At 57.8% G+C, this 17,980-nt stretch carries 16 protein-coding genes; 14 read left to right on the forward strand and 2 right to left on the reverse strand.

The annotated features are described in order from the left end of the window. Nucleotides 1-6: 6 nt before the first annotated feature. The 14 genes from YBN1229_RS07810 (at nt 7) to YBN1229_RS07875 (ending at nt 14,808) form a co-directional block, all read left to right on the forward strand. Nucleotides 7-498 (forward strand): (2Fe-2S)-binding protein, encoded by a 492-nt coding sequence (locus tag YBN1229_RS07810; protein ID WP_432264131.1) that lies wholly within the window; start codon nt 7-9, stop codon nt 496-498. Next, the gene (locus tag YBN1229_RS07815; protein ID WP_046477873.1) at nt 495-2,813 is read left to right on the forward strand and encodes a xanthine dehydrogenase family protein molybdopterin-binding subunit; all 2,319 of its coding nucleotides are present in this window, start codon (nt 495-497) and stop codon (nt 2,811-2,813) included. The genes YBN1229_RS07810 and YBN1229_RS07815 overlap by 4 nt, the downstream gene beginning before the upstream one ends. 745 nt (nt 2,814-3,558) lie before the next feature. Next, nucleotides 3,559-4,818, forward strand: a complete 1,260-nt coding sequence (gene urtA / locus YBN1229_RS07820) for an urea ABC transporter substrate-binding protein (RefSeq protein WP_197540911.1) — start codon at nt 3,559-3,561, stop codon at nt 4,816-4,818. A gap of 60 nt (nt 4,819-4,878) precedes the next feature. Next, nucleotides 4,879-6,483 carry an urea ABC transporter permease subunit UrtB gene (gene urtB / locus YBN1229_RS07825; protein ID WP_052743782.1) on the forward strand — a complete coding sequence of 535 codons (1,605 nt, stop codon included), beginning with the start codon at nt 4,879-4,881 and terminating at the stop codon, nt 6,481-6,483. Beyond that, nucleotides 6,480-7,613 carry an urea ABC transporter permease subunit UrtC gene (gene urtC / locus YBN1229_RS07830; RefSeq protein WP_046477878.1) on the forward strand — a complete coding sequence of 378 codons (1,134 nt, stop codon included), beginning with the start codon at nt 6,480-6,482 and terminating at the stop codon, nt 7,611-7,613. The genes urtB and urtC overlap by 4 nt, the downstream gene beginning before the upstream one ends. Before the next feature lie 12 nt (nt 7,614-7,625). After that, nucleotides 7,626-8,393, forward strand: coding sequence for an urea ABC transporter ATP-binding protein UrtD (gene urtD / locus YBN1229_RS07835; RefSeq protein ID WP_046477881.1), 768 nt, complete (start codon nt 7,626-7,628; stop codon nt 8,391-8,393). Between the two features lie 22 nt (nt 8,394-8,415). Beyond that, on the forward strand, nt 8,416-9,111 hold the full coding sequence (urtE, locus tag YBN1229_RS07840) for an urea ABC transporter ATP-binding subunit UrtE (protein WP_046477884.1): 696 nt from the start codon (nt 8,416-8,418) through the stop codon (nt 9,109-9,111). Beyond that, nucleotides 9,086-9,940 (forward strand): urease accessory protein UreD, encoded by an 855-nt coding sequence (locus YBN1229_RS07845; protein WP_052743783.1) that lies wholly within the window; start codon nt 9,086-9,088, stop codon nt 9,938-9,940. Before urtE ends, YBN1229_RS07845 begins: the two co-directional genes overlap by 26 nt. 29 nt (nt 9,941-9,969) lie before the next feature. After that, nucleotides 9,970-10,596: an urease subunit gamma gene (locus YBN1229_RS07850; RefSeq protein ID WP_046477885.1), complete on the forward strand. Its 627-nt coding sequence runs from the start codon at nt 9,970-9,972 to the stop codon at nt 10,594-10,596. Beyond that, nucleotides 10,596-12,305 (forward strand): urease subunit alpha, encoded by a 1,710-nt coding sequence (gene ureC / locus YBN1229_RS07855; protein WP_046477886.1) that lies wholly within the window; start codon nt 10,596-10,598, stop codon nt 12,303-12,305. The genes YBN1229_RS07850 and ureC overlap by 1 nt, the downstream gene beginning before the upstream one ends. 7 nt (nt 12,306-12,312) lie before the next feature. Next, a complete protein-coding gene (gene ureE / locus YBN1229_RS07860; RefSeq protein ID WP_046477887.1) occupies nt 12,313-12,801 on the forward strand; it encodes an urease accessory protein UreE in 489 nt (162 codons plus the stop codon). Further along, on the forward strand, nt 12,749-13,555 hold the full coding sequence (locus YBN1229_RS07865; protein ID WP_244465040.1) for an urease accessory protein UreF: 807 nt from the start codon (nt 12,749-12,751) through the stop codon (nt 13,553-13,555). The genes ureE and YBN1229_RS07865 overlap by 53 nt, the downstream gene beginning before the upstream one ends. Beyond that, a complete protein-coding gene (ureG, locus tag YBN1229_RS07870) occupies nt 13,552-14,175 on the forward strand; it encodes an urease accessory protein UreG (protein WP_046477888.1) in 624 nt (207 codons plus the stop codon). The genes YBN1229_RS07865 and ureG overlap by 4 nt, the downstream gene beginning before the upstream one ends. Before the next feature lie 36 nt (nt 14,176-14,211). Next, nucleotides 14,212-14,808 (forward strand): HupE/UreJ family protein, encoded by a 597-nt coding sequence (locus YBN1229_RS07875; protein WP_046477889.1) that lies wholly within the window; start codon nt 14,212-14,214, stop codon nt 14,806-14,808. Nucleotides 14,809-14,906: 98 nt separating this feature from the next. Here the strand turns inward: YBN1229_RS07875 and YBN1229_RS07880 are convergent, their stop codons facing one another. Then, complete coding sequence (locus tag YBN1229_RS07880; RefSeq protein ID WP_076605297.1) at nt 14,907-15,983, reverse strand: carbon-nitrogen hydrolase family protein; 1,077 nt, start codon at nt 15,981-15,983, stop codon at nt 14,907-14,909. A 41-nt stretch (nt 15,984-16,024) separates the two neighbouring features. After that, entirely contained in the window at nt 16,025-17,950 is a 1,926-nt protein-coding gene (locus YBN1229_RS07885; protein ID WP_046477890.1) for a TRAP transporter permease, read from the reverse strand. Nucleotides 17,951-17,980 lie beyond the last annotated feature (30 nt).

The following is a 17,980-nucleotide window of genomic DNA, read 5'->3' on the forward strand; positions in this document are numbered from 1 at the left end:
AACAACATCGCACTTTATGAGCAGGAACCTCGGATGACGACAGTCACAGTAAACGGCAAAGAGATGCAGTTCGACGGTGATCCCGAAATGCCTCTCCTGTGGTTTCTGCGCGATATCGCAGGCATGACAGGTACGAAATTCGGATGCGGCGCAGCGCTTTGCGGGGCGTGCACGGTGCATCTGGATGGGACGGCTGTTCGCTCCTGTCAGACCACGTTGGCCGATGCGGCCGGAAAGCAAGTCACGACAATCGAAGGCCTGGATCCCGAGGGTATGCACCCCGTTCAGGTCGCATGGCGAGAGTTGAACGTCGCTCAGTGCGGCTATTGCCAGTGTGGTCAGATCATGCAGGCAGCATCGCTTCTGAAGGATACGCCACAGCCGACGGACGATGACATTGATGCCGCTATGAGCGGGAACATCTGCCGGTGTGGCACCTATCCACGCATTCGCGCCGCCATCAAACTTGCCGCTTCCAAGCTGGGAGATGCACGATGACTACAGTAGCCAATGACGTCCTATCAGACATCACGAACGTCAGTCGTCGCGCGTTCACGTTGGGCTTGGGTGCTGGCGTGTTTGTCCTTGCGGCCGGCTTGAAGCCGTCTTTTGGGGCTGACGGGCAAACGTACGGTGGCGATGCGATGCCACACGGTCTCAAGGAAGATCCGCTTGTCTTCCTCAGCGTTGCCGAAGATGGGACGGTGAGCATCATCTGCCATCGTTCGGAGATGGGTCAGGGCATCCGCACGAGTCTGCCCATGGTGATGGCCGACGAACTGGACGCGGATTGGTCCCGCGTGAAGATCGTGCAAGCCCCGGGCGATGAGCCAACGTATGGCAACCAGAATACCGATGGTTCGCGCAGTATGCGCCATCACTTCCAACCGGCGCGACGGATGGGAGCTGCCGCGCGTCGCATGTTGGAGGAAGCTGCGGCGAAAACCTGGAATGTCCCCGTCGACGAAGTCGAAGCGGTGAACCATGAAGTGATTCACAAAGCGACCGGCCGCAAGCTCGGCTACGGTGCGTTGGCTAAGTCCGCAGCAGAGATGTCCGTTCCTCCCCGCGAGAAGATCAGCCTCAAGAAGCCGTCTCAGTTCCGGTATATTGGGAAAGGCAAGATCGGGTTGGTCGACAACTTCGACATCACGACAGGGCGCGCGAAATACGGCATCGATACCCGGTTCGACGACATGCTCTATGCCGTGATTGTTCGGCCGCCCGTATACGGTGGCAAAGTCGCAAAATTCGATGCCACTGAGGCCCTTAAAGTGCCCGGAGTCGTCAAGGTTGTCGAACTTGAATCGCCGCCGCCACCTTCAGAATTCCAGCCGCTCGGCGGCATTGCCGTCATTGCCTCAAACACCTGGGCGGCAATACAGGGGCGAGACAAGCTGGACATAACATGGGACCACGGTCCCAACGCATCGTATTCCACCGATATCTATCACGCGGACATGCGAGCAACGGCACAAAAGCCGGGCAAAGTCGTTCGCAGCTATGGCGACGTTGATGCCGCGATGAAGACGGCGGCTAAGCGCATTACTGCGGACTACTACATCCCTCACCACGCGCACGGCACGATAGAGCCGCCGGCAGCGGTCGCGCGCATCGTGGATGGGAAATGCGAAGTGTGGGGGCCCTTGCAGGACCCGCAAGCGGCACGCGATCGTCTCGTAAAGCTTCTGGGCATTGCCTATGAGGACGTTACCGTGAACGTCACCCTCCTGGGCGGTGGCTTCGGCCGCAAGTCCAAGCCGGATTTCGCTTTGGAAGCCGCACTTCTCTCGAAGGCGGTGGACGGGCGTCCCGTCAAAGTCACCTGGACGCGTGAGGACGACCTCATGCACGATTACCTCAATACGACGGCCGTAGAGCACCTGGAGGCTGGGCTAGACGCCGATGGTAAGCCGGTCGCCTGGCTTCATCGCAGCGTCGCTCCAAGTATTACGTCGATCTTCAAGCCGGGCGTAAAGTATGAAGCCCCATTTGAGCTCGGCATGGGCTTGGTCGATGTTCCTCTCGACGTACCAAACCTTCGCGTTGAGAATGGAGAGGCTGAGGCGCATACGAGGATCGGCTGGTTCCGTTCGGTGACCAATGTCCCTCATGCATTCGCGATCCAGTCCTTTGTGGCTGAATTGGCGACTGCCGCGGGACGTGATCCAAAGGATTACTTGCTCGAGCTCATCGGCCCGCCGCGACGGATCACGCTCAAGTTGCCCGAATTAAAGACGGATGATCCGTGGTGGAACTACGGTGAACACCCTGAAACCTATGCAATAGATACTGGCAGATTACGTCGCGTCACGGAGGTCGTGGCCCAAGCGTCGAAGTGGGGGCGCGAGTTGCCGAAGGGGCGGGGACTGGGCATTGCGGCACACCGTAGCTTTGTGACCTACACGGCTGCGGTCGTAGCAGCAGAGGTCGACGGTGGTGGGCGGATAACGATCCCACGTGTCGACATTGCCGTCGATTGTGGACCTCAGATCAACCCGGAACGGATACGCTCTCAAATGGAAGGCGCCGTCATCCAGGGCGTCAGTCTCGCGACGGTCAGCAACATCACATTCCGTGACGGGCAGGTTGAGCAGACCAACTTTGACGGCTTTGAGCTGACACGGATCGATGCGGCGCCGCGCGAAATTCACGTGCATCTTGTTGCACCTGACGAGACATACGAAGAGCCATTAGGTGGTGTTGGCGAACCGGGTGTGCCTCCAATAGCTCCCGCCTTGGTCAACGCGGTATTCGCAGCGACCGGAAAGCGCCTGCGTGAGCTGCCGATCCGGGATCAAATGGCAAGCTAAGGGGAAACAGCGCCGCTATAACGCGGCTGGCAGGAAGCTTTCCGATTGTACTCGTATAAAGAGGCCGCTGGTGCCGTCACCGGCGGCCTCTCACGTTTCGAAGCACACAAATGCGCCGTACCAGATCGCATCAGCAATCCATGATCGCGATGTGCGGGTGAGCCGACCGGCCTCGCTACCCTGACGATCGGGGGCCGAAGGTGCTGGATTAATTATTCAGCACAACGCCTAGCAGTTAAGCAGCAATGGGTTTTCAACGAGCGCTGAAGCAGCGCGAATAATATCTGGCAACCCGCTGATTTTTATCGTGAAAAAATCACCTCCGCGGTCCTGGCACGCATGTTGCTGAGAATTTATTGGTCCGCATCGTCGGCAGACGAAAAGTTCTGATTTATCCGTATGTTGCCGCATTTTCAGGGAAGGCCTCCAGACCCGTTGTGAGCGAAATTGTTCAATCGAGCTGGAGGCCATTCGAATGGCCTCGGGGTTCTGCTCAGGAAGACGGCAAATGAGGGAATTTCGGTCGGAACTAGATCGGAACGAGGGGCTAGAAGCGAATGAAAAATCCGAACTTGAGACGATCGATTTTCGGCGCCGTTGGAGGGTGGCGCTGAGGGTCGCGTAGCGACTCGAGAAAGAGTGGAAGCTCGTTCTGCAAACGGAACAATTCCGCCGAGAATGAAAGTCAGCCGTGTCTGGAGGAAGCTTTATGGTTTTCCATACGTTACGAAAGTTCGTGCGTCTTATGAGTATTGCGTTGCCGATCGTCGCGTCGGCAGCTCACCACGCAACAGCCGAAGAGACGATCAAGGTCGGCATTTTGCATTCGCTCTCGGGCACGATGGCCATCAGCGAAACGACCTTGAAAGACGTCATGCTGATGTTGATCGAAGAGCAGAACAAAAAGGGTGGTTTGCTCGGAAAGAAGCTCGAGCCGGTTGTCGTTGATCCCGCATCGAACTGGCCGCTCTTCGCCGAAAAGGCACGTGAACTCATTGCTGGAAACAAAGTCGCGGCCGTCTTCGGTTGCTGGACATCGGTATCCAGAAAGTCTGTCCTTCCGGTTTTCAAGGAACTCAACTCTATCCTCTTCTATCCCGTGCAGTACGAGGGTGAAGAGAGCGAACGTAACGTCTTCTATACGGGTGCGGCTCCGAACCAGCAGGCAATTCCCGCCGTTGATTATCTGATGAGCGAAGAGGGCGGCTCAGTGAAGCGCTGGGTGCTCGCCGGAACAGACTACGTCTATCCGCGCACGACCAACAAGATTCTGGAGGCATACCTCCTCGCCAAAGGTGTGGCGAAGGAAGACATCATGATCAACTACACGCCGTTCGGTCATTCCGATTGGCAGACGATCGTGTCGGACATCAAGAAGTTTGGCTCCGCTGGCAAGAAGACGGCTGTCGTCTCGACGATCAACGGCGATGCCAACGTTCCCTTCTATAAGGAACTCGCCAACCAGGGCATTTCCGCAACCGACATTCCCGTCGTCGCTTTCTCGGTCGGTGAAGAGGAGTTGGCTGGTGTCGATACGACGAACCTTGTCGGCCACCTTGCGGCTTGGAACTACTTCATGTCCGTCGACACGCCGGAAAACAAAGAGTTCATCGAGAAGTGGCAAGCCTTCACGAAAAATCCGAAGCGCGTCAGCAACGACCCGATGGAAGCTCACGTCATCGGCTTCAACATGTGGGTGAAGGCCGTCGAGAAAGCAGGCACGACCGATCCTGACAACGTAATCGACGCCATCGTAGGCGTTGAAACGCCCAACCTCACCGGTGGTGTGTCCAAGATGCTGCCGAACCATCACATCACCAAGCCGGTGATGATCGGAGAAGTTCGTTCTGACGGACAATTCGATGTCGTCTGGGAAACGGAAGATCTCGTGCCGGGTGATGCATGGTCCGACTTCCTCGACGGTTCCAAAAACCTGGAGTCGGACTGGGTTGAGCTGAAATGCGGCCAATACGACACCGTGAAGAAGGCGTGTCTCACGCAATAAATTCGGAGCCACCGGGTGCGTTAAAACTCACTCGGTGGCCTTCCAATAGAAAGCGGTGCGATGCGGGAAACCTTCTTCTTTCTTCTAATGCTTTGCTTGAGCTTGGCTGCCGGTCACGCGTTAGCGCAGGAAGCCGACAGTTTCGAAACAGGCTTACAGCGGCTGTCTGCGAATTCGTTTTCAGAAACCGAGAGAGCTATCGAGGAAATAGCGGCCTCCGGCCATCCTCAAGCGTACAAAATTCTTGATGCAGCTTCTTCACGTCGTTTGTTCTACAGCAAGTCGCAAAACGTCGTTGCCTGGAAAGAAGATTCCGGCGCCTATGTCGATGCACGAACGGGGGACGCGACCACTTCTCCGCCAGACGATCTGAAGGCGGTCCGGCTGAACAATAAACTGCGCGGCCTCGTTGACGCGGCCATGGGTGGCCTATCGTTACTTGCCGATGATCCGGGCAAACGCCGTGATGCGGCGGCGAGCGTTTTCAAAACGCGCGATGTAAAGAATTTGCAATCAGTCAACGCGGCGCTCGCGAAGGAGCAAAACGCTGAAATTGCGAAGATGCTCACCGAGGCAAAAGCCGCGATCATCGTAACAACGACGGGTCACCCCGACGCCGAAGTTATTGATGCAATAAAATCGCTGGAAGCACGTGGCGATCAAGAGTCCCTCGGGCTGATACGCGCAGTACCGGACACGGCATCAGAGGCTGTAAAGAAAGCAGCCGCCAGTGCTGAGGCATCGGTCGAGACGAAGCTCGCGCTCTGGGAAACAGCGCAAAATCTTTGGTACGGGCTTTCGCTGGGTTCTGTCTTGCTGCTCGCCGCGATTGGTCTGGCCATCACCTTCGGCGTCATGGGCGTCATCAATATGGCCCACGGCGAAATGGTGATGATCGGGGCCTACACGACATTTGTCGTTCAAGAGTTCATCCGGTCCTCCGCGCCAGAGCTTTTTAATTATTCCCTGGCGATTGCTGTTCCTCTTGCATTCGTTGTTGCGGGCGTTGTCGGCGTCGCCATTGAGCGCGGTGTGATCCGCTTCCTCTACGGACGCCCCCTCGATACGCTCCTGGCCACATGGGGTATCAGCCTGATCCTCCAGCAGACCGTGCGTACGATCTTCGGGCCAACCAACCGAGAGGTAGGCGCTCCGGATTTCATGTCGGGCGCTTTTGAAATCGGACAGCTGTCCATCACATGGAACCGACTCTGGATCTTCATCTTTGCCGCGTTGATCTTTACGGGACTTCTTCTTGCCCTGCGCTACACCAGCATGGGACTTCAGATGCGCGCGGTCACGCAGAACAGACGCATGGCGGGCTCGATGGGAATTCGGACGGGACGCGTCGATGCGCTGACATTTGGTCTGGGTTCGGGCATCGCAGGCTTGGCAGGGGTTGCTCTCTCCCAAATTGACAACGTCTCGCCGAACCTCGGCCAGAGCTACATCATCGATAGCTTCCTCGTCGTGATCTTTGGCGGCGTCGGCAACCTCTGGGGCACTCTGATCGGCGCAATGTCTCTCGGCATCGCCAACAAGTTTCTCGAGCCGTTTGCCGGCGCAGTCTTGGGCAAGATTCTGCTGCTCGTCCTCATCATCCTATTCATTCAGAAGCGGCCGCGTGGGCTCTTCGCGCTAAAAGGGAGAGCGATAGAGCAATGATCTCACGGGCGATATTTGAAAACAACGTTGGCGGGACGATCTTCCTAGGCATCCTGGCAATCCTTGCCGTCATGGTCCCGGTCCTTCATTTGGCTGTTCCGGAGGATTCGTTTTTCCACGTCTCCACGTCGACGGTCGTCGTCTTCGGCAAATACTTAAGCTTCGCGCTCCTTGCCTTATCCCTCGATCTGATCTGGGGTTATTGCGGCATTCTCTCGCTCGGCCATGGTGCGTTTTTCGCGCTTGGCGGGTATGCGATGGGTATGTACCTGAAGCTGCAGACCAGTGGCGGTGCGCCGCCGGACTTCATGGTCTTCCTGAATTGGAAGGACCTCCCGTGGTACTGGTGGGGCTTTGACCATCTCTCGTTCGCCCTCCTTATGGTCCTCTTCGTCCCGGGCATCCTCGCGTTTGTCTTCGGCTACTTTGCGTTCCGCTCTCGCGTAACCGGTGTCTATCTCTCGATCATCACGCAGCTCCTGACCTACGCCTTGTGGCTCTCATTCTTCCGTAACGACATGGGATTTGGCGGCAACAACGGACTGACGGACTTCAGCACCATTGCCGGCTACTCGGTGCAGGCTCCGGAAACACGAGCGGCTCTCTTTTCCACAACAGCCATCGCGCTGATGGCCGGCTACCTGATTGCCAAAGCGGTCGTGGAGTCCAAGCTTGGAAAAGTGCTCGTCGCAATCCGCGACGCCGAAAGCCGCACACGCTTCATCGGCTATCGTGTCGAGGCCTATAAGACGTTCGTCTTCACGCTTGCTGCCATGATGGCCGGTGTCGCGGGTGCCCTTTATGTGCCGCAGGTCGGCATCATCAATCCCGGCGAGTTTCATCCGGCGAATTCGATCGAGATGGTCATCTGGGTTGGCGCCGGTGGGCGCGGCACGCTTACAGGCGCCGCGCTGGGGGCGGTCCTGATCAACTATTTCAAGACGATCTTCACGACAGGTTTTCTGGCGCCCTACTGGCTGTTTGCGCTGGGTGGGATCTTCATACTTGTCACCGTCTTCCTGCCGAAAGGTATCGTTGGGACGCTGGCTTCGGTTGATTGGCGTCGATGGATTCCCGCGAAACGCGCACCGGCGGACGAAGCCCAGTTGAAGCCGGAGCCGGCAGAATAGGAAGGGCGATCTGTGGATCAAGTTTCTGGAAACAAGATCACGCGCGCTTTGCTGTACCTAAGCGGTGTCAGCGTGAGCTTCGAGGGCTTTCGCGCCATCAACAACTTATCGCTCACGATTGATCACGGTGAGATGCGCGCGATCATAGGACCCAATGGTGCCGGTAAGACCACGATGATGGACATCATCACAGGCAAGACCAGACCGGACGAAGGCGACGTTTTATACAACGATGGGAACGTGGACCTCACCCAACTCGACGAGACCTCGATCGCGAATCTGGGCATCGGACGCAAATTCCAAAAGCCGACGGTTTTCGAGCAGCACACAGTCGAGGACAATCTGCTGCTATCGTTGAAGGCAGACCGTGGCGTTTGGCCAAACCTCTTCTGGCGTACGACGGAAGCCCATCGCGAGCGTATCGACGAAATTCTTGAGATCACGAAATTGACGGCGCATCGCTCGCGCATGGCAGGTGCCCTCTCGCATGGCCAGAAGCAATGGCTCGAAATCGGAATGCTTCTCGGGCAGGACCCGAAGCTGCTGCTGGTTGACGAGCCGGTTGCTGGCATGACCGATGCGGAGACGGCACAAACGGCCGATCTGTTGCGCGACATCGCGAAGGATCACTCCGTTGTCGTCGTTGAGCACGACATGGATTTCGTGCGCGCCCTCGATGTGAAGGTAACGGTGCTGCACGAAGGGTCTGTTCTCGCGGAAGGCCGCCTCGATCAGGTGACGTCGGACGAACGTGTCATCGAAGTCTATCTGGGTCGATGATCAACGAAGGAAGAGGCGCGCGATGCTGAGCGTTGAAGATATCGATCTGTCATACGGAGCAGCGAAAGCTCTTCGAAATGTCAGCATCACGGCAAATACGGGCGAGGTCATGTGCGTGCTTGGCCGCAACGGCGTCGGCAAGACGTCTCTCTTGCGCGCCATCGTAGGCCAGCATCCCATTCAATCCGGTAAGATCATGTGGGAAGATAAGGACATCTCCACGTTACCTTCCTACGAACGCTGCCGACGTGGCATCGCCGTCGTGCCCCAAGGCCGTGAGATCTTCCCGCTGCTGACGGTGCGCGAAAATCTCGAAACGGGTTTTGCTCCTTTGAGCCGCGGCGAACGTAAGATCTCAGATGAAATCTTCGAGTTGTTTCCAGTGCTCAAATCGATGCTCCACCGTCGCGGCGGTGATCTGTCGGGTGGCCAGCAGCAGCAGCTCGCCATAGGTCGCGCCCTCGTGACCAAACCACGTCTTCTGGTGCTTGATGAACCGACCGAAGGTATTCAGCCGTCGGTGATCAAGGACATCGGCCGCGCCATCGCCTATCTGCGCAACAAGGGAGAAATGGCGATCGTTCTCGTTGAGCAATATTTTGATTTCGCCTGCGAACTTGCGGATCGCTTTGCGGTAATGGAACGCGGAGCTATCGTCATGTCGGGCGGTAAAGAGGAGCTACAATCTCCCGATGTTCGGCAGCGCGTCTCAGTTTAGCGCGCCCGCGAAAGACGGAATTGATGTTCCGTCTTATGTGCGCGCCCACAGCGAAGTACAGGCTCAATTCACCCGTGTTGGTCACGCGACGCGGCTCGCGGATTGCTTTGAGACCGGTGGCCTGCGCCTCAAGCTTCCAAACGCCGAAGCGGTCTGCGAGGGCGTTCTAATCAACACCGCAGGTGGTATGACCGGCGGAGACACCGCGCGCATTACCGCCGCCGCGGGCGCCCATACACGCCTGAGAATTACGACGCAATCCGCTGAAAAGATTTATCGCGCCGAAGAGATCGCGGCGTCAGTAGATGTCGCTATCAGTTTGGGAACGAAGTCGCGTTTCACATGGATGCCACAGGAAACGATCCTGTTTGATGGCGCAGCATTGTCACGCACACTTACCGTGAACATGACGGAGTGTGCATCGGCCATGTTGTTTGAAATGACCGTGTTCGGGCGCGTCGCACGTCACGAGCAAATGGGGCTGGGTATTTTTCGCGATCGCTGGCGCGTACGGCGCGGAGACAAGCTTGTCTTTGCCGAGGACACGCACCTCGATGGGAATATGTTTGAAACGCTGGCGCATAAGGCTGTCGGGGATGGCGCACGTGCCGTGGCGACGTTTCTCCTCGTAGCGCCCGACGCTGAGGCACGTTTGAACCATGCGCGGGAACTGCTACGCAACGCCGGATCCTATTGTGGGGCGAGCGCGTGGAACCGAATGTTGGTGGCCCGCTTTTCAGCGCGAGATCCGCACGACCTTCGCCAGGATGCGGCACAATTCATTTCAAGATTGATGCGTACAAAGCCGCCACGGGTGTGGGCGTGCTGACGGGTGGAAACAGGTAATCTGGAAGCGCAATGAATCTGACGCCGAGAGAAAAGGACAAGCTGCTGGTCGCAATGGCAGCGATGGTGGCGCGCCGTCGTTTGGAGCGAGGCGTGAAACTGAACCATCCTGAGGCTATCGCGCTCATCACCGACACGGTTGTCGAAGGCGCAAGGGATGGCCGCACAGTAGCGGAGTTGATGCAACTTGGCGCGCGGGTTTTGTCAGCGGACCAGGTCATGGATGGCATTGCGGAGATGATCCATGACGTCCAGGTCGAAGCGACATTTCCCGATGGCACCAAGCTCGTCACGGTCCATGATCCAATACGTGGCATGAAGAAGGCCCCATCCGTCGTGCCTGGCGAGATCGTGACACCCGACGGCGAGATCGAGCTCAACAAGGATGCTCCAACAATTACGCTGACCGTCGCGAACACCGGCGATCGGCCGATCCAGGTCGGCAGCCACTACCATTTCTATGAAACAAACCCCGCGCTTGAATTTGATCGGGAACAGGCGCGAGGGATGCGGTTGAACATCGCCGCGGGCACTGCCGTGAGGTTCGAGCCGGGGCAATCGCGTGAAGTTTCGCTGGTGCCGTTTGCGGGCGGACGCGAAGTCTACGGATTCCGTCAATCGGTGATGGGGAAACTTTGATGGCAACCCGTATGTCCCGCAGCGCCTATGCCGACATGTTTGGCCCAACGACAGGCGACAAGGTGCGTCTGGCCGACACCGCACTTTTCGTAGAAGTCGAACAGGATTTCACCATCTACGGCGACGAGGTCAAATTCGGCGGCGGCAAAGTCATTCGCGATGGTATGGGCCAGTCGCAGCGAACGCGAAGCGACGGCGCCGTCGATACGGTCATCACCAACGCGCTCATCATCGATCACTGGGGCATCGTCAAAGCCGACGTCGGCTTGAAGGACGGTTTGATTGATGCGATTGGCAAAGCCGGAAACCCGGATATCCAACCCGGCGTTAAGATCGTCATCGGTCCCGGCACAGAGGTCATCGCCGGCGAAGGTAAGATCCTGACGGCTGGCGGTTTCGACGCGCACATCCACTTCATTTGCCCACAGCAGATCGAAGAAGCCTTGATGTCAGGCGTCACGTCGATGCTCGGGGGCGGCACGGGGCCTGCCACCGGCACGAATGCAACGACGTGTACGCCTGGACCTTGGCACATCAGCCGCATGATTCAGGCAGCCGACGCCTTCCCGATGAATCTCGGATTTGCCGGGAAGGGTAACGCGTCACTGCCCGGAGGTCTCGTAGAACAGGTTGAGGCTGGCGCTTGCGCTCTGAAACTGCACGAAGACTGGGGCACGACACCGGCAGCCATAGACTGCTGTTTGACCGTCGCGGATGACCACGACGTTCAAGTCATGATCCACTCTGATACGCTCAACGAGAGCGGCTTCGTCGAGGATACGATAGCGGCCTTCAAAGGCCGCACCATTCACGCGTTCCATACGGAAGGCGCCGGTGGCGGGCACGCACCGGACATCATGAAGGTAGCGGGACTGAAAAACGTTCTGCCATCCTCAACCAACCCAACCCGGCCGTTCACCGTCAATACACTCGACGAGCATCTCGATATGCTGATGGTGTGCCACCATCTCGACAGTGCAATTCCCGAAGATCTCGCTTTCGCCGAAAGCCGCATCCGCAAGGAGACGATCGCCGCCGAAGACATACTTCATGATCTCGGCGCGCTGTCGATGATGTCGTCCGATAGCCAGGCCATGGGTCGCGTCGGCGAGGTCGTCATGCGCACGTGGCAAACGGCCGACAAAATGAAACGACAGCGTGGCCAGTTGCCCGGAGAAAATGGCAACGACAACGTGCGTGCCAAACGCTACGTCGCCAAATACACGATCAATCCGGCAATCGCGCATGGCGTGTCGCGATATGTTGGTTCCATAGAGATTGGGAAGCTTGCCGATCTCGTCCTCTGGACGCCTGCGTTCTTCGGCGTGAAACCGGACATGGTGATTAAAGGAGGGTCGATAGCAGCTGCCGCGATGGGAGATCCCAATGCGTCGATCCCGACGCCGCAGCCTGTGCACTACCGGCCAATGTTCGCCTCCTATGGAAAATCCCTCGCCAAAAGCGCGTTGACGTTCGTCTCCAAAGCGGCACTCCATCGAGGCATGGCGGGAGAACTGGGCGTTGAGAAACAACTCGTGGCCGTCGAAAACGTCCGCGGTGGAATTTCCAAAGAATGCATGATCCACAACGGCGCGACTCCACACATAGAGATAGATGCCGAAACGTACCGCGTAACTGCAGATGGCGAATTGCTTGTGTGTGAACCCGCCAAGGAGCTGCCGATGGCGCAGCGTTACTTCTTATTCTGAGGGAACTATGATCCGGGCAATTCGACATGAAAGCCAAGGCGCGGACCACGAGCCGGTCGATGATGAGGTGACACTGGATTTCGACCAGCGCCATCGCCGGCGTATGACATTGATGGGAGCTGCTGGACTCGAGTTTCTGCTTGATCTTCCAAAGGCCGAGCGCCTTCGCGGAGGCGACGCACTGATCCTTGATGATGGCAGGCGCGTTCGCGTCAACGCGGCACCCGAGCCGTTGGCCGAGATCGCCGCACCATCTGCGGATGCGCTCGTGCGCATCGCATGGCACCTCGGCAACCGTCACTTGCCGGTGATGCTTGCACCAGGCCGTCTGATCATACGGCAGGATCACGTCATAGAGGACATGGTGCGCGGCCTCGGTGCGACCGTCACTCAAGTAGAGGCACCCTTCGATCCTGAGAGCGGTGCTTATGCGGGTGGTGCGCATGGTCACCACCATCATCATCACGATGAGGGCCACGGCGATCAGCAGGCGTGAGCGGACAGAGGCCGGTCCATGGCCCACCCGGTGGGAGGATGCTTCCATTAACGTGCCTGCGGCGGAGACGTCGCAAGGCCATTCGGCGTTGCCCCTCTTTGCATGGCTGTCTCCGTCCTTCCCGGTGGGCAGTTTCGCATTCAGTCACGGGATGGAATGGGCCGTACATCAAGGGACGGTACGCGATCTGGAAACCACGAGGGCGTGGATTGGCGCACTGTTGACCCATGGATCGCTTCGCAATGACGTCATTTTGGCGAGTTGCGCGTGGTCATCCGTTCGCGCGACGGATGCAGCAGGATTGCGAGAGGCTGCAGAACTGGCGGTGGCGCTTTCTGGGTGCCGAGAGCGCCATTTGGAAACGTCGGCACAAGGTACGGCGTTCGTCACAGCTTTGAAAACAGCATGGATGACGCCGAAGATCGCCTGGGCTCTTGAGGCATTGAGAACGGAAGAGATTGCTTATCCCGTTGCACTCGCGATAGGTGGCGCGGGACATGCGATTGAGCGTCATCCGCTTTTGGAGGCCTTTGCTCTAGCCCTTGTGCAGAATCTCGTGTCTGCCGCGATACGATTGAGTGTCATCGGGCAAAGCGACGGTCAACGCGCAATAGCTTCATTGATGCCGTCCGCGCGCAGGCTTGCTGCTGAAGCGGAAGTCGCAACTCTCGACGATCTGGGCGGTGCCGCGTTTCACTCCGATATCGCCGCTATCAAGCACGAAACACAATACACGAGGCTTTTCCGCTCATGACACAAACGACAAACGGTCCTTTGCGCGTCGGCATAGGCGGCCCTGTCGGATCGGGCAAAACGGCGCTCATGGAAGCGCTCTGCAAAACATTCCGTGATCGTCTCGATATCATCGCGATCACCAATGACATCTACACCAAGGAAGACGCCCTCATCCTGACACGCGCAGCAGCGCTCCCGGCGGAACGGATCATGGGGGTCGAGACCGGCGGCTGTCCGCATACCGCCATCCGTGAGGACTGCTCGTTGAACCTTTCGGCGATTGCCGAGATGTACGCGAAGTTCCCGAACGCGGATCTCGTGTTGATCGAATCCGGTGGCGACAATCTCGCGGCGACGTTTTCACCCGAATTGGCTGACCTCACGATTTACGTCATCGACGTTGCCCAAGGTGAGAAGATTCCCCGCAAGGGCGGTCCAGGCATTACGAGGTCCGACTTGCTCGTCATCAACAAAATCGATCTGGCACCACACGTTGGCGCCGATCTCAAAGTGATGGATCGCGACGCCAAAAAGCAGCGCGGCGAACGTCCGTTTGTGTTCACCAACATACGCGACGGCAAAGGCGTCAATGACGTCGCGGCATTTATTGCGCGCGCGGGCGGTCTGCCTCACGCGTGAAGACTTAAGGTGGGAATTGCTACAAGGGGTGAAGAGATGAAAAGTCACGTGAACAGGATCGTCGTGCTGGGATTTGCCGGATTGCTCGCAACCACGGTTCCGGCATTGGCTCATGTCGGCACCGGCGTCCATGATGGATTCGCGCACGGCTTCATGCATCCGTTCAATGGGCTGGATCATCTACTTGCGATGGTCGGCGTGGGACTGTTTGCGGCACAGCTTGGTGGCCGGGCGCTGTGGTTGGTGCCATTGGCTTTCGTGTCAATGATGGTTGCCGGAGGTGTCTTGGGCTTCAACGGAATTGGGCTGCCATTCGTTGAACTGGGCATCGTTGCTTCGGTAATTGCTATCGGCGTGCTGCTGGCCTTTGACGTGCGGTTGCCAGTTGCGATCGCCATGGCATTGATCGGTGTCTTTGCCGTGTTTCATGGGTACGCCCACGGGGCTGAGCTTCCTCCGGGCAACGATGCCATGACCTATGTCGGCGGGTTCGTTCTCGCAACCGCGCTATTGCATGTATTCGGCGTCGGTATTGGACTGGCGTTTCACAAATTGCCATCCGCATCGCGCGTATTGGCAGGCCGGGCTATGGGTGGAGCCATGACCGTTGTTGGTTTAGTCCTCCTGTCATAGGGAGCAACAGATTGGCACAGAATGAGAGCGGCCGGATTCTGCATCTTGCAGCCCGGCCGTCTTGTTATCTTTGAACATTGGCAGGATAGACGGCGTTCTCACGCTTGCGCAGATCGTCCGACAATCAAGTCATCCTCCGATGTCGTAGGCTCAGCCGTTTCCCGAGGTCGCCGCGTATCTTGCGTTGTCAACAACGGAGCCTGACGGGTCTGGTTCAAGGAAACAGAAAAGACATCGAGCCTATTATAGTAGCCCGCCATGTCGTGATGTTGCTTGAGCTCCGTGAGATGCGACATGTCAAGGTCGGCGACGACGAGCCCCTCTTCGTCGTCGCGAGATTCAGCGAGCGATGTCCCGGCGGGGGTGACAATCATGGATGCTGGCCGAGACGACCGCCGAAGGAGATCGGCGGATTGCCCGTCCTCCCCGCAAATCCCTGTCACTGTGGCGTCATCGAGAACGCCTGCCGAGACAATAGTGTAGACCTTAGCCTCGAAACAGTGGGCAGCAGCACGGATGCGAATGGCTTCGCGCAAGTCATACGGTGGCGCGGCTGGATCGTCACGGAACGGCCAAACGGTTGGATAGTTGGCGCAATGGATCTGCTCACCTTGCGCCATCAGCACATACCGAGCGAGTGGATTGCCGTTCTCGCCGCAGATCAAGCCGCCAACCTTGCCGAACCCCATATCGACGACCTTGAGACCAGCACCATCGCCGCGATTCCAGGTCAGCTTTTCATAGAACGTAGGCACGAGTTTACGGTGGTGGTTGACGATGTTGCCGTCGCGATTGATCAGGACCGTGCTGTTCCACAAACAACCGGCACTGTAGTTGGCTACCTCGGAGAAGCCGAGCGAGACGGCCACGCCGTGCTTGGCGGCAGAAGCTGCTATGGCGGCGATAGCAGGCCCATCGACTTCCAGCGAGGAGGCCGCAAACCGACGAAAAAGCGCGTGGCCATCAATAGGGCGAAGGAAAGCGTTCCAGATCGGAAAGCCGGGAATGAAGCTTTCCGGGAAGACGAGGAGCTCAACTCCGCGCGATCCTGCTTCCGCGATGAACTTACAGGCCTTCGCGACCCCTGCTTCAGGATCGAACATGACGGAAGCCACGTTCGCTGCGGCCACCTTGACCGAAGTAGCCGACCTGCCGTTGAGGACGTGGGAATTCATTGATGTCTCCATATTGAATGAGGCGCGCGATGCTACAGGTGTCAGCCTGTTTCGACGGCCGTGCGTTCGGAGCTGGCCAAGCGGCGGCGATAGGCAATCCAGAAGATGAGGACTGCGATGCATCCGAGCCCGATCGGCATTAGATGCGTGATGAGGTAAGCAAGGAAGAGCGCCGGTCCACAGATGACGAAAATCGCGCGTTCGATTCGGCTCAGCGAATATCCGAGATCCCCGTAGATCGCGCCGGCCAACATCGCCGTGGCAGCCAGATAAGAGAAAATTGCGACGACGGCTTCAGCTCGGATCTGTTCGGGATCGAGCATGGTCGGCAAGGACACAAAGAGGAAGGGCACGAGCACACATATGCCTCCGAGCTTGATCGACTCTTTGACCGTGCCAGCAAACGACCCGCCGGAAATTCTCACGGCCACGAGTATGCCAACGGCGACCGGTGGCGTGAGAGAGGAAAAGATCGCGAAGTAGAATCCATACATATTCGCAACCAGCGGCGACAGGCCGGCATCGATGAGACCTGGCACCACGACAATCGCGATGAGAGCGTAGGCGGCGGGTGTGGGCAGCCCCATACCGATGATCAAGCAAACCACCATCCCTATCATCAGGGATAGGAATAGAGAGCCATCTGAATAGAGCGTAACGAGGCGGCCCGCCGAAACGCCGAGCCCCGTGGTGCTCAACGATTGGACCGCGAGGCCGATGGCCGAAAGAACGACCGCGAGTTGAACGGCTGTTGCCAGTCCTGTAAGGCCACCGGAGAAAATCTCGGATAGGTTCGGGCGGAAACGCTTCGGCCGGAGTAGTGAAAAGCCAACAACGATGACACACGCCCAGAACCCGGCGAGCGCAGGCGAATAGCGCAAGACGAGCAGGACAATGAGCGTGAGAAATGAGAGTGCGAACGCAGGCAGGGTCCACCACACCATGTCCCAGTTCACGGCCATCCGATCCGTTTTGGGTCGTTCGCACTGACCCACCATGGCATAGACGCCGATGGCGACGGCAGCCATGTAAAGCAACCCGGGAATGAAGCCGGCGATGACGATATCAACGTAGGAAACGCCGAGGTTCACCGCCATGAGAAACGCACCCAGACCCATGATGGGGGGCAGCAACTGACTGCCGGTCGATGCAAGAACCTCAACGGAGCCAGCTTCTTCCTTCGTGAAGCCGTTGCGCGCCATCGTCGGTATCGTCATGACGCCGGACAACGCGATGTTACTTACCGCCTGCCCCGTGACCATTCCGATCAACGCGCTCGCCACGATCGCTGAAAACGCCACCCCGCCCCGCAGTAGGTTGCCGAATGCGGTGCCGATTTCAGCGAACATGTCTATGACACGTGTGCCGTGAAGTAGCCCGCCATAGATCAGCAGAAGAAAGATCATGTCTGCGGATAATGGCATGTACGTCAGGACGCCGCGCGGCCCCCCGATACCGGACAGGAACGTGATGACGACGTTAAGCGGCTGGCGCTGAATTCCAAATGGACTAGGCAACAGGTGACCAGCCAGGAAATAGAGCGACGCCAACAAACAGACGAGCGCAATGATGGCACCCCACCATCTCCAAGCAGCGAGTAGAACGGCGACGATCAGCAGGCTTCCCATAACGAGCGGCACGGCGCCGACGAAGGGTTGCATGATTTCGAGCATCTCAGCGTTGAGATAGAGGTAGCTGCCGGCGCTGACGGCAAAAATCCCGCAGACGATCCCAGATAGAACATCGGCCCAGTTGATCTGTCCTGACTCAGAATGGAGGCCGCGCCGCGCAATCATAAAAGCAGCCAGAACCAGCACGCCGACGAGATGCGACATGTAGTGCTGCATAGCGCCGTGGACGCTCCACCATACGGTGATCATTTGGTAGAGGACGAAGACCGATCCGAACACGGCAATGGCGAAATCGATCGGCACTTTCCTTGCGGTATGGCTTTCTGATTGCGACATTGTGAAGGCCTCGTTCTGAAGGGCACGACT

The organism is Candidatus Filomicrobium marinum (assembly GCF_000981545.1).
Lineage (GTDB): Bacteria > Pseudomonadota > Alphaproteobacteria > Rhizobiales > Hyphomicrobiaceae > Filomicrobium > Filomicrobium insigne.